Origin of the sequence: Eubacterium sp. F2, from assembly GCF_046244355.1 — a bacterium.
In the GTDB taxonomy this organism is placed as follows: domain Bacteria; phylum Bacillota; class Clostridia; order Peptostreptococcales; family Anaerovoracaceae; genus Aminicella.
Genome location: NZ_CP176393.1, coordinates 831,467 through 844,033 on the forward strand (window position 1 = coordinate 831,467; position 12,567 = coordinate 844,033).

The following is a 12,567-nucleotide window of genomic DNA, read 5'->3' on the forward strand; positions in this document are numbered from 1 at the left end:
CCGGCGGGCAGTGAGTTTTTGCAGTTTATTTATAACATGACAGCGTGTATGCTGAAAAGTACACTTGGGGTACTTTTTTGAGGAGTGGGTGAAAGTGCTGAAATTTCAATGTGTAGAGAGGCGTGCTGAGAGCTGCGGAAGGTGTTCACCGGTAAAGATCGTCGATTTTTCCGCAGCGTTCAAAGAGATCGACGTAAAGCATAAGTTCATCGCGGGACCCGATTCCGAGTTTCCGGTAAATATTCTTGTTATGTTTTTTGACGGTGTTCATGCTGATAAACGCCTTGTCTGGAATATCTGCAATCTCGTAACCGTTAATGTAGAGGTCGGCGATATTGCGCTCGGCAGGCGTCAGTTTTGCGATTCCGGACAGGAAGTTATCCAGCGATTCCTGGAGTTCCGCCGGGAGAGCCTGTGTACCTTCGTCCTCCATCTGGCAGAACTGCCGGAGAAGTTCGCTGCCGTCTGCGTAAACAACGCCGGATTTTGTGTGTACATAGGGCAGTGAGATCAGCTGCAGGAACTGTTCAATAGACTGCATATCTTCCGGAATCCGGATCATCGACACCTGAACGGGAAAGAGAGCGTCATAATCCTGGTATTTCCATTCTTTTGTAAAACGTTCCTCGATCATGGCACACAGTTTTTCTGCAGAATATTTTCCGGAACGGATCATTTTCCGTGTGCGTGTTTTTTGTCTGCTGCTCTGATCTGGAACCAGAATCGTAAATATCCCGCGTTCGCAGTCGTAGAAATTGGTGTATCCGGAAATAGAAAGCAGCCAGTCTGCGACGGCCAGACGGAGGCCATGAAATACATCGCTTCCGATCGAAGAAATCCGCAGGTATTCAATCTGTGAGAGCTTGATGATGACGGCGCATACAGAAATCTGGTTCATGAAATACGGGGCCAGATCCCGGATCAGCGCATGGCGGTTCCGTGTGTGTGTCACCGGGTGATAGCATTCATCTACGTTCTCCACTGTAAGGATATATCCGTACAGTCCAAGCGACTGATAGAACAGTTCGATCAGCTGGTGCTGCATGAACAGACTCTGGATCAGGATCGGTACGGCGGACAGAAAGAGAAGTGCAAGGGCGGCCCTTCTCTGCCTGAATGTAAGGCGTTCACGCTTCCGGGCAACCAGGAAGATGCAGAGGAACATGTATAAGACGCCGCCGATATACAGCGGAGGCATCAGCGGGCCATGACGGTACACGTTCTGCTGATCGTAGTAAAACGTACAGCGCAGGAACGGATTCAGTGCCAGAGGCAGCAGAATAAGCAGAATCTCCGGCAGAATCATAAGTGCCTTCTGCCATTTTTTTAAACTCTTCCACATGCCGAGCTGTGTAAGCAGGTAGCAGAGAAAGACGCATGCTTCACTCGTATGGATCGCAAGGAATGTGTAATTGGTAAAATCACGAAGCAGAAGACTGCAGGTCTGAGGATAAGAATTTACGTAAGAACTCCAGATATCAAGGACTTCGGAAATAAAATGCATAATGAGCATGACAAGCAGGACGCGGTTAGAGGCTCGCTGCAGATCTCGCCGGAACAGGATCGTATAGAGTGCGATCGCAGTGACCGCGGTCGCGCAGATATCAAAAGAAATATTGTACGTCATCGGCGTCCTCGCTTTTAAAATATGCTGAAGATATGATTCTAATGTTATATTATTCAGTGTATTTCTGTTGCAATTACAAAATAAAATGTCTAGTAATAATATTAATTTTACCAAACCTGGATTACGGCGTCAATAAGCGGCCTGCCGTTCCAGCCATGAGAACCGTCCTGGCGGGCAAGGTGAAGAAATATGAAAATGAAGATAAACTTGTAGATCGGAGACAATAATAAGGCTTAGAAAGGCGAAATTGCCGTGCGTGGATACAAAATACCGGCTTTTCACTTGCAAATCTCCATTTGTCTCCATACAATACATTTTTGGTAAATATGCAGAAACAACAATAAACGGGGGTACGCAATGAAAGACAAACTGGTGAATTTTCTAATGCTGACGCTGGGTACATGGATCGCAGCATCGGCCGTTTTCTTCTTTATGATGCCGAGTCATCTCGCAGTTGCGAGTGTTTCCGGTCTGGCGATCGTCCTGGTGAAACTGATCCCGGTCGGTCTGTCCGTCGGAACGTGGACGCTGGTGCTGAACCTGCTGTGCCTGGTGCTGGCTTATTTCTTTGTCAGTAAAGAATTTGCGGCCAAAACCGTGTACACATCCATTCTTCTTTCGCTCGTCATTGAGTTCTATGAGAAGGTGCTGCCGAACTATAACGGAATCATGCACGAGAGTTTTCTCGATCTGATCTGTTATCTGTTTGTAGTCAGTTTCGGCCTTGCCATTCTTTTTGTCAGAAATTCATCATCCGGCGGTCTGGACGTCATCTCCATGATGCTGCATAAGTATTTCCGGGTTCCGCTCGGGACAGGCATGGCCGTGGCCGGAGCGTGTGTGTCGATTTCGTCTTTCTTTGTTTATGACGCAAAGACCGGAGTGCTGAGTCTCCTGGGAACGTACTTAAACGGCATCATCCTTGACCATATTATTTTTGGCATGAAAAACCGTAAGAAAGTCTGCATCGTATCTGAACAAGTGGATGAAATCAAAGACTTTGTCCTGAATGAGATGCACAGCGGCGCGTCTATGTATCAGCAGATCGGCGCGTACAGCAACAGCGTGCATCCGGAGCTTGAGGTCATCGTGGAGCGGGGAGAATACAATCAGCTGATCAACCACGTTATGAAGGTCGATCCGGACGCGTTTGTGACGATTTATAACGTCGGAGAGGTCTATTACAAGCCGAAAGTCATTGAAAGGGAGCCGCAGAGAATCTGCAGAAAAAAGCCGGAAACTGCGGAATGATTTTTCGTGACCGCCGTCAGCCGGACACTCATATTCAATATAAACCAAAGTGATAGAGCAGAACTCTCGGAAATGATGCGTAGACACGTGTCTGCCGAGAGTTTTTGCGTTCTGTAGACCCAGCGGAGAGGTTATCAGCAGAGCGGCAGGTGGTATAATAACAGATAGTCTGTGACAGGTTCGGCAGTTTCCGCAGGACAAAATAATAACAGGCAAGGAATTACATGTATAATATGATCATCAGAAGGGAGATATAGTCATGATAGACAGCAGAGATATTAAACTGGCGCAGATTCTGGTCGGCTATTCCACAAGAATCCAGCCGGGTGAGAAGGTCTGGGTCAGCTACACGGGACAGGAGTGCGTTCCGCTGATCCGCCAGGTCATCAAGGAGATTTACAAGGCGGGCGGCCGTCCATTCGTTCACGCCAGCGATTCTACGGTTGAGCGTGAGGTCATTATGGGCTGCGACGAGGAGCAGCTGAGGATGATGGACGATGCGGAGCTGTACCTGATGAAGCAGATGGATGCCTACATCGGGGTGCGCGCGCCGGAAAACAGCGGCGAATTCACGGACGTTCCGGCGGAGAAGATGAATCTGTATGAGAAGATGATGCTGCCGGCCCTGAATGAACGCGTCGATCACACCAAGTGGGTCATTCTGCGCCACCCGTCCCCGGCCATGGCACAGAGCGCCAACATGAGCCAGGAGGCCTTCGAGGACTTCTTCTATCAGGTCTGCACGATGGATTATTCCAAGATGAATAAGGAAATGGATGCCTTGCAGGATCTCATGAACCGCACCGACAAAGTTCACCTGGTCGGTCCGGGAACGGATCTGACCTTCTCCATCAAGGGAATTCCGGCCGTGAAGTGCGCCGGCGATATGAACATTCCGGACGGAGAGGTTTACACGGCACCGGTGAAGGATTCCATGAATGGCGTCATTCAGTACAATACCCCGTCTGCCATCGGCGGATTTACCTACGAAGACGTCCGTTTTGAGGTGGAAAACGGAAAGATCGTCAAGGCCACATGCAACGATGACGAGAGAATCAACAAGTACCTGGATACGGATGAAGGCGCGAGATACTTCGGTGAATTCTCCCTGGGACTGAACCCATACGTGCTGAAGCCGATGAAGAACATTCTGTTCGATGAGAAGATCAGCGGAAGCATTCATCTGACGCCGGGTATGTGCTATGAGGACGCGCCGAATGGAAATAAATCGGCGGTTCACTGGGATCTGGTTCTGATCCAGCGGCCGGAATACGGCGGTGGGGAAATCTGGTTTGATGACCGCCTGATCAGAAAGGACGGAAGGTTCGTTGTTCCGGAGCTTGAGGGTCTGAATCCGGAAAATCTGAAATAGTTCACTTTGTATCAAACAAAAATAACGGGGAATGCAGACAATCCCCGTTATTTTTATGTTTTCTGTCCGCACATTTGTACGCAATTAAACTGAACGCATTCCAATCCGTTGAGGAATCGCGATTAGTCTATAATTTTAAAACGGATTGTTCAAAACTTCTCTCAGGTGTTTTGGGAATGCTGATTTCTGCGGTGAATGATATAGTAGATAAATACAGTAGATTTGGTCTAATGATGACCTGCAGTAATGATTATAGAGGATAAAGAACTGGATTTGGGTAAAATCAGCATCAGATTAATAATACCAATATGATGCGTTGGTTTTATTGATGAAAACAGGTGTGAAATGGATATTTTTATGTAATGTTGATATAAATGCAGAATACGGGAAACCCGGTGGAACGGTCGGGAAGCGTATACAGACTTGATTCTGCATGTCAGGATTCATATAATAAAGATACAGAAACAAAAAGGGGGAGCTTGCCTCGGCAGGCTGAGAGTAGGTGGAAAACCTTTACCCGGAACCTGATTTGGATAATGCCAACGTAGGAAAGAAAATGGATGATAACCGTGTTCTGCCGGCTGGCATAATGCGGTTTTTCTGATGCCGGAGAAAACGCGGTGGAAGAACCCGGTTTCCTGCGCGCAGGAAAGGAAGAATAAGAATATGCTGAAAGATTGTCTGGACAAGCTGAGAAAGAACAGCGCGCTGGTTCACAACATCACCAACTATGTAACGGTAAACGATGTCGCAAACGTCATTCTGGCATGCGGCGCAAGCCCGATCATGTCGGATGATATCGATGATGTGGAGGACATCACGAGCATCTGCGGAGGACTGAACATTAACATCGGAACCCTGAACAGCCGCACCATCCCGTCCATGTTTGCCGCGGGAAAGAAAGCGAACGAACTCGGTCACAAGGTCCTGCTGGACCCTGTGGGAGCGGGCGCCAGTAAGCTGCGTACCGATACCGCGCTGAAACTGATGAAAGAAGTGAAGTTCAATGTCATTCGCGGAAACATTTCTGAGATCAAGACCCTCGCCAACGGAAGCGGAACGACACAGGGTGTGGATGCGGATGTTGCGGACGCTGTAACAGAAGAGAATCTGGATGCCCCCATCGCCTTCGTAAAGAAGTTCGCGAAGGCAGCAGGATCCATCGTTGCGGTAACCGGTGCCATCGACCTGGTTTCCGACGGAGACAAGTGCTATGTCGTCCGCAACGGACGCAAGGAGATGGGCAGGATCACCGGAACCGGCTGCCAGCTTTCCGGCATGATGACCGCCTTCCTCGTCGCTAACCCGGACGATGAGCTGGAAGCAGCTGCTGCCGCAGTCTGCACCATGGGCCTTGCCGGAGAAATCGGCTGGACTTACATGCGCGAGGGCGATGGAAATGTCGCATTCCGCGGACATATCATCGATGCCATTTACAATATGACTGGAGCCCAGCTGGAAGAAGGTGCCAAGTATGAAATCCGATAAGCGTGACCATTTTGACCGTCACAATCTGACGGAAGACGATCTTCTGCTGTATGCCGTCACCGACCAGCACTGGACCGGGAAACAGACCCTGCATGAACAGCTGGAAGACGCACTGAAGGGCGGCGCGACCTTTGTACAGATCCGTGAGAAGCACATGGGCGATGCAGAATTTCTGGAAGAAGCGAAAGATTTCAAGAAACTCTGCGCACAGTATCATGTTCCTTTTGTCGTCAATGACAATGTCCAGGTCGGCATCGACTGTGACGCGGACGGCGTGCACGTAGGCCAGTCTGACATGGAGGCAGACGATGTCCGCAAACTGATCGGTCCGGACAAGATCCTGGGCGTTTCAGCGGAAACCGTTGAAGAGGCCGTGCTGGCAGAGAAGCGCGGCGCGGATTATCTGGGCGTCGGCGCAGTTTTCCCGACCTCATCGAAGGACGACGCAGAGGATGTCAGCTATGACACCCTGAAGGCCATCTGCGAGGCCGTGCACATTCCGGTCATCGCCATCGGCGGCATCACCAGAGACAACGTCACCCAACTTTCCGGAAGCGGCATCTGCGGAATCGCCGTCATCTCCGCGATCTTCGGACAAAAGGAAATTCTCAAGGGGACAGAGGATCTGAAGCGCCAGACGCTGAAGATGCTGGGACGGTAAGCTGCCTGCAGGGCGTAAAGAGCTGCGGACCAGAGGCGATGAAGCCCGGGCCTGCGCTCTGAGAAGCCGCAGAAGCCCGCGCTGCTTCAGGCAGGCGCCGGATGTGCATTTGGATCATCAGCCAGCCTTGGGAAAATAATCGGATAAGAGTAAAAAATAAAGCATGCGGAAAGAGACAGGAAAACCCTTGCCGCGTGCTTTTTGTCGTGGTATAAATACGGGATGGGATATAAAAAAGATTCTGAATATGTATGTACACGGAATCGTGCTATAATCGCCCTGTATGTGTAAAAAATGCCGCTGCAGGGCGGAAGAAAGGAATGAAATGAGGTATATCGAAATTCCGGACGGCAGTCCGGCCTTCCATCTGGCGTGTGAAGAAGTGATTTTCGATACGGAGCGGAAGGGAGATATTCTGCTTCTCTGGAAAAACAGCCCGGTGATCGTCTGCGGTGCGCATCAGAATATCTATCAGGAAACGAGTGTTTACCGCGCACACAAACGCGGTATTGAGATTTTGAGAAGGGTCAGCGGCGGCGGAACGGTTTATCACGATGAAGGAAATTTAAATTATTCAATCATTATGGATGAGGAGAAGTTTAAGACTTACGATGATCTTCTGCGTGGAATTCTGGCCGCGATGAACAGCGCGGGGATTCCGGCAGAAAAAGGAAGAATATGTGATATCAATGTCGGCGGGGTCAAGGTGTCGGGAAATGCGCAGAGAATTGCCCGCGGACGGATTCTACAGCACGGCACCCTGCTGTATGATGCGGACCTGAGCGTCCTGCGCCGTGTGTCCGGAAGGCAGGGAAGGCATTATGTCTCCCGCGCGACGCTTTCCAATCCGGCAGAGGTCGGGAATATCAGGGAGTTCTGGAATGGCGGCGGTATAGAAAATTTTCAGGGGGCGCTGCTTGCGCATTTTCCGGATCTTGAGAAACGTACAGAAATGACGGATGAACAGATTGCGGAGGCACGCCGCCTGGAAAGGGAAAAATACGGGGACTGGAAATGGAATTTCGGGAAATCTCCGAAGTTCACCTGCGATGCGGAATCCTGCGTAAACGGAAAACCGTGCCGGGTTTCCTATGGCGCAAAAAAGGGAATTATTCAGGAGATGGATCTTCAGGGAGACGGCGTTTCCACAGATGCCGGAAAAGTTTTTGAAGGCTGCCGGCTGGACGTTCAGGAAATCCTGAAACTGGCGGAAGAAGTAACCGATGCGCCGGAAGAACTGGCGGATCTGATCCTATAAAAGAAAGTATGTAAAAGTTTTTGAAAGGAAACAGACAGCAATGAATAAAGAAATAAAAATGCCGAAGCTGCGTGAGGAAATGAAGGACGGTGTTCTCTGCGCCTGGCTGAAGGAAGAAGGTGAATCCTTTAAGAAGGGCGAACCGCTTTATGAAATCGAGACAGACAAAGTCGTTAATCAGGTTGAGGCTGAAGAAGACGGCATCATGCAGAAGCAGATCGCGGAAGAAGGCGATGTGGTTGCCTGCGGAGACAAGATTGCTGAGGTGAGCATCGATGACTAAGCCGATGAGAAAGCCGGACTGGCTGAAAGTCCCGTACGATCCGAAGGCTGTAAAGGAAGTTGCTTCCCTGATGAAAGATCTGAAGCTGAACACGGTCTGTAACGAAGCCAACTGCCCGAATCTGGGCGAATGCTTCATGAAGCACACGGCAACCTTCATGATTCTGGGCAGCCACTGCACCAGAAACTGCCGCTTCTGCAATGTCACCCACGCGGCACCGGACCAGGTGGACCCGCATGAGCCGGAAAATCTGGCAAAGGCCGCAAAACAGCTCGGCCTTCACCACGTCGTCATCACGCAGGTCACCAGAGACGATCTGCCGGACGGCGGCGCGCAGCAGTTTGCAGAATGTCTGCAGCAGCTCCATGAGCAGTGCCCGGGAACGACCGTTGAGGTGCTGACGTCTGATCTGAAGGGTGATCATGATGCCCTGGACATCGTGCTTCAGGCAGGCCCGAACGTCTTCAACCATAACGTGGAGATGCCGAAGGAACTTTATTCTAAAGTCCGCCCGGAAGCGCGTTATAAACGCTCCCTGGATGTCCTGCGCTACGCAAAAGAAAATTATCCGGACATCCTGACCAAGACCGGCTTTATGCTGGGTCTGGGCGAGACGGACGAGCAGATCGACGCCCTGCTGGATGACCTGGTGGAGACGGGCTGCGATATCCTGACCATCGGCCAGTACCTGCAGCCGAGCCCGCAGCACTATCCGCTGCAGCGCTACGTCACACCAGAGGAATTCGATCAGTATAGGGAACTGGCCCTGAGCAAGGGGTTCAAGTTCGTCACTTCAACCCCACTGGTCAGAAGCTCCTACCGCGCCGCGGAGGCGGTAGAAGCCGTATCAGAAAGCAGGAAGTCATGATCTGGATTGAGACAGGAAGCACAGATGTATACTATAACTTCGGCCTGGAATACTATTTCACGGTCGAGAGTAGAATGCCGGAGCCGGTCTTCCTTTTCTGGCAGACTACCCCGACCCTGATGATCGGCAAATACCAGAATACAAGGGAAGAAATTGATCTTGATTACGCGAAGGCTCACGGCATTCACATTGTCCGGAGACTGTCCGGAGGCGGCACGATTTACACCGATGAGGGCGGCTGGCAGTATTCTTTCATCACCCAGGGCGATGCCGGAGAAATTGATTTTCAGAAGTACCTGGCGCCTGTCCTGAAGGCTTTGAGAGATCTGGGTGTTCCTGCAGAATTCAACGGCAGAAATGACCTGACCGCGGACGGCAGAAAATTTTCTGGAACGGCCCAGTACAAGCTTCAGAATGCAACCGTTCACCATGGATCGCTTTTATTTGATACGAACATTGAAGCTATGGTCAGGGCAACGACGGTCGATAAATATAAACTGATTTCCAAAGGCATCCGCTCGATCAGAAGCAGGGTCTGCAATCTCTCCGAGTTTCTGCCGGAGGGCATGAGTGCGCAGAAATTCAAGACTCTGATGGTCTCTGCGATTCTGGGAGACCGCGGATCTGTTTACCGCGTGACGCCGGAAGACGACGCCCGTATCCGCCAGCTTGGCGATGAAAAGTTCAGAAGCTGGGAGGCCGTCTACGGGCACGATCCGAAATTCCAGATGATCCGGCAAAAACGTTTCCCGGGCGGCCAGCTGCGGGCGGCCCTGAACGTAAAAAAAGGAAAGATCGACCAGATCCGCTTTACCGGCGATTTTTTCAGCGCGTCGGATATCCAGGAATTGGAAAAGCGGCTTCAGGGCGTGGAGCTCCGGAAGGAGAAACTTCTTCCCCTTGTACGGGAAAGCCTTTCAGATGGCGGAATCATGGGAATTACCCCAGAGCAGCTTGTGGAGACGATTACCGGGTAAGGGCAGCCCCTTGCCCGGGTGTTTTTTGTCTGAAAATAGATTGCGCGCGATAGATTTCTGCTTCTCTGGGTATGAGAAATACAGAGTGAATTGAGGGGTAATACCGGAGATAGAGAAAGGAGGCGGAGATGTTCGGATTTCTGAAATGGAGAACGATTTACCGCACGCATGACCCGCAGGAATATGAAAAGGCGGTGCAGCTGCTGGAAGATCAGGGCTACCGTGTGAAGACCTATACGCTGGATTCTGAGGTTCCGGCGGGCTGCGGCTGAGGAGGCTCCGTAGACGTGCGAGATTATAACCGCGCGAAGAACCGTCCGGATATGTCGAACCAGGTGTTTGCGATCACCGTTATGAAGAATGACCGTGAGACCGCCGTGCCATTCCTGCAGAATGCACTGGGACGGGAACATCTGATGATGGGGAAATAAGCGCTTCCCGCGGCATGGACAAAACATACTCCCGCAAGAGAAAATCTGTATATGAGGGACCGCCCCGGTATGGCGTGATTCCCCGGGATAGGCTATAATGGGAGCAGAAAATCTTGTTTGGAGGAATGGAGAGTAACCATGAATAAAGAAGAACAGGCAGTATATTATAAAAATAACGGCTGCAACTGCGCACAGTCCGTCCTGATGACGTATAAAGATGAGCTGAATCTTTCTGAAGAGGAGCTGAGAAAGCTCGGCTCTGGATTCGGACTCGGCATGGGCGGCATGGAAGCGACCTGCGGAGCCCTGTGCGGCGCGATGATGATCGCCGGACTGAAGAATGACACTGGAATTCCGATGAGAAAGATCGCAAAGGAAATGGTGCAGCAGTTCCGTTCTGAGGCCGGCGCAGTCAGCTGCGAGGATCTGAAAGGCGTGAAGACCCACCGCATGCTGTGCGCCTGCGATGACTGCGTGCGCTATGCTGTCCGCATCCTGGAAGAGGGCGTGCCGCAGATCGTGAAGGATATTGTTGAGGAGCAGGCGAAATAGCCGGAGTATCTGAATTTTAACAGTTTTCCCATGTCATTACGGCATGGGAAAATTTTTTTACAGACGGGTCATTTCCAAAGACTTTGATTGTATCACAAGGCACACAGAATCACTACAGAGGAAAAGAACCCGGCTGCTGTAAATTTATCGTTGAAATTAAAACTTACATCCAGGAAGAATTACTGACACCATCTGCGTTCGTCAAGACATTGACAATCCCAATTAACCGCGTTATACTGTAAAAAACTGAACAGGGGAGCTGGAAAGACCGGCTGAGAGGAAGCTGAAGAAGTGCTTCGACCCATAATACCTGATGTGGATAATGCCAACGTAGGAATAGGAGAATGAAGAATTTTACGGAAGTGATTGACCACATCGCTTCCGTTTTTTCGTGCCCGGAAACAGACGGGCAGGGAAAAGAGACAATCTCATAGTTTCAACGGGCGGAGGATTCCTCCGTCTATAGAGAGTGAACAGGGCGTTCATGAAGGGGTGCACCACCGTGGGTACATTCTTTCGTGTGCCCTTTTTTCTATACAGAAAACGGAGAAAGGAGAAGACATGACGATCACAGCGAATGGCGATTCGGTTCAGCTTGCGGACGGAACGACCCTGCAGGAGTATCTTCAGCAGAAGAAGTACAATCCTGCAGTTATCGTCTGCGAACTGAATCTGAAGATCGTCGATCGGGAAACATACGGGAAGACCGAGCTTCACGACGGCGACGTGCTTGAAGTAGTCAGCTTTGTCGGAGGAGGCTGATTCACCCCGGCACAGCGCCGGACAAAAATTTATGAACAAGAGAACAATATGAATCGGTAAAAAACGGTGAAAGGCTGCCGGCGATGAAATCGTTCATCCATCGCCGGTGCAGAATCCGGCAGCCCGGCGCGCTTCAGGAAGAACAAAAATTAATCAACATCGGATAAGCACAGGAGGATTGAAATGGAAAAAGATACATGGTCTCTGAACGGACATGAATTTACATCCCGCTTTATTCTGGGATCTGGAAAGTATTCCCTGGATTTAATCAAGGCAGCGGTAGAAAATGCCGGCGCGCAGATTGTCACCCTGGCCCTGAGAAGAGCCAACGAGGGCGGACTGGCCAACATTCTGGACTACATTCCGGACAATGTTACCCTGCTCCCGAACACATCCGGAGCCAGAACCGCTGAAGAGGCCGTACGCATCGCGCGTCTTTCCAGAGAACTCTGCAAGACAGATTTTGTAAAGATCGAGATCATGAGAGACTCCAAGTATCTGCTTCCGGATAACGAGGAAACCATCAGGGCAACGGAAATCCTTGCTAAGGAAGGTTTTGTCGTCATGCCGTATATGTTCCCGGACCTGAACGCGGCCAGAGACATGAGAGACGCGGGAGCAGCCTGCATTATGCCGCTGGGATCCCCGATCGGCTCCAACAAGGGACTTGCTTCTAAGGAGTTCATCCAGATTCTGATTGATGAAATCGACCTTCCGATCATCGTAGATGCGGGAATCGGCCGTCCGTCCCAGGCATGCGAAGCTATGGAAATGGGAGCAGCCGCAATTATGGCTAACACCGGGCTGGCAACGGCAGGTGATGTCGCAATGATGGCAGGCGCCTATAAGAAGGCCATTGAGGCAGGACGCGAAGGATACCTGGCCGGCCTCGGAAGAGTCAGAAGCAAGGGTGCCGCAGCATCTGACCCGCTGACGGGATTCCTGCATGAGGTAAAGCCGCAGGAAGCAGCAGAGTAACGGGAAATACGAGATTGGAGGAAAGATCATGAGTGAAGCCGATCATGTTAATGAAAGTA

The 12,567-nt window shown here is 50.8% G+C and carries 14 protein-coding genes and 1 riboswitch; of the genes, 13 read left to right on the forward strand and 1 reads right to left on the reverse strand.

The annotated features are described in order from the left end of the window. Positions 1–145: 145 nt before the first annotated feature. Complete coding sequence (locus ACI77B_RS03375) at positions 146–1,627, reverse strand: helix-turn-helix transcriptional regulator (protein WP_409337372.1); 1,482 nt, start codon at positions 1,625–1,627, stop codon at positions 146–148. A 357-nt stretch (positions 1,628–1,984) separates the two neighbouring features. Between ACI77B_RS03375 and ACI77B_RS03380 the strand changes: the two genes are divergently transcribed. The 13 genes from ACI77B_RS03380 (at position 1,985) to ACI77B_RS03440 (ending at position 12,508) form a co-directional block, all read left to right on the forward strand. Then, a complete protein-coding gene (locus ACI77B_RS03380) occupies positions 1,985–2,878 on the forward strand; it encodes a YitT family protein (protein WP_409337373.1) in 894 nt (297 codons plus the stop codon). Positions 2,879–3,137: 259 nt separating this feature from the next. Further along, complete coding sequence (locus ACI77B_RS03385; protein ID WP_409337374.1) at positions 3,138–4,250, forward strand: aminopeptidase; 1,113 nt, start codon at positions 3,138–3,140, stop codon at positions 4,248–4,250. Between the two features lie 666 nt (positions 4,251–4,916). Beyond that, complete coding sequence (gene thiM / locus ACI77B_RS03390) at positions 4,917–5,738, forward strand: hydroxyethylthiazole kinase (protein WP_409337375.1); 822 nt, start codon at positions 4,917–4,919, stop codon at positions 5,736–5,738. Beyond that, the gene (thiE, locus tag ACI77B_RS03395; protein WP_409337376.1) at positions 5,725–6,399 is read left to right on the forward strand and encodes a thiamine phosphate synthase; all 675 of its coding nucleotides are present in this window, start codon (positions 5,725–5,727) and stop codon (positions 6,397–6,399) included. Before thiM ends, thiE begins: the two co-directional genes overlap by 14 nt. Positions 6,400–6,724: 325 nt before the next feature. Beyond that, complete coding sequence (locus ACI77B_RS03400) at positions 6,725–7,657, forward strand: lipoate--protein ligase family protein (protein ID WP_409337377.1); 933 nt, start codon at positions 6,725–6,727, stop codon at positions 7,655–7,657. 40 nt (positions 7,658–7,697) lie between these two features. After that, positions 7,698–7,940, forward strand: a complete 243-nt coding sequence (locus tag ACI77B_RS03405; RefSeq protein ID WP_409337378.1) for a biotin/lipoyl-containing protein — start codon at positions 7,698–7,700, stop codon at positions 7,938–7,940. Beyond that, complete coding sequence (gene lipA / locus ACI77B_RS03410) at positions 7,933–8,808, forward strand: lipoyl synthase (RefSeq protein WP_409337379.1); 876 nt, start codon at positions 7,933–7,935, stop codon at positions 8,806–8,808. The genes ACI77B_RS03405 and lipA overlap by 8 nt, the downstream gene beginning before the upstream one ends. Further along, positions 8,805–9,785, forward strand: a complete 981-nt coding sequence (locus ACI77B_RS03415) for a lipoate--protein ligase (RefSeq protein WP_409337380.1) — start codon at positions 8,805–8,807, stop codon at positions 9,783–9,785. Before lipA ends, ACI77B_RS03415 begins: the two co-directional genes overlap by 4 nt. 128 nt (positions 9,786–9,913) lie before the next feature. After that, entirely contained in the window at positions 9,914–10,057 is a 144-nt protein-coding gene (locus tag ACI77B_RS03420) for a hypothetical protein (protein WP_409337381.1), read from the forward strand. Between the two features lie 15 nt (positions 10,058–10,072). Continuing rightward, positions 10,073–10,216 (forward strand): hypothetical protein, encoded by a 144-nt coding sequence (locus tag ACI77B_RS03425; protein ID WP_409337382.1) that lies wholly within the window; start codon positions 10,073–10,075, stop codon positions 10,214–10,216. 138 nt (positions 10,217–10,354) lie between these two features. Beyond that, positions 10,355–10,768 (forward strand): C-GCAxxG-C-C family protein, encoded by a 414-nt coding sequence (locus ACI77B_RS03430; protein WP_409337383.1) that lies wholly within the window; start codon positions 10,355–10,357, stop codon positions 10,766–10,768. Between the two features lie 242 nt (positions 10,769–11,010). Further along, positions 11,011–11,122, forward strand: a riboswitch (TPP riboswitch). 207 nt (positions 11,123–11,329) lie between these two features. Further along, a complete protein-coding gene (gene thiS, locus ACI77B_RS03435) occupies positions 11,330–11,530 on the forward strand; it encodes a sulfur carrier protein ThiS (protein ID WP_409337384.1) in 201 nt (66 codons plus the stop codon). Between the two features lie 183 nt (positions 11,531–11,713). Then, positions 11,714–12,508, forward strand: a complete 795-nt coding sequence (locus ACI77B_RS03440; protein ID WP_409337385.1) for a thiazole synthase — start codon at positions 11,714–11,716, stop codon at positions 12,506–12,508. The last annotated feature ends 59 nt before the right edge of the window (positions 12,509–12,567 follow it).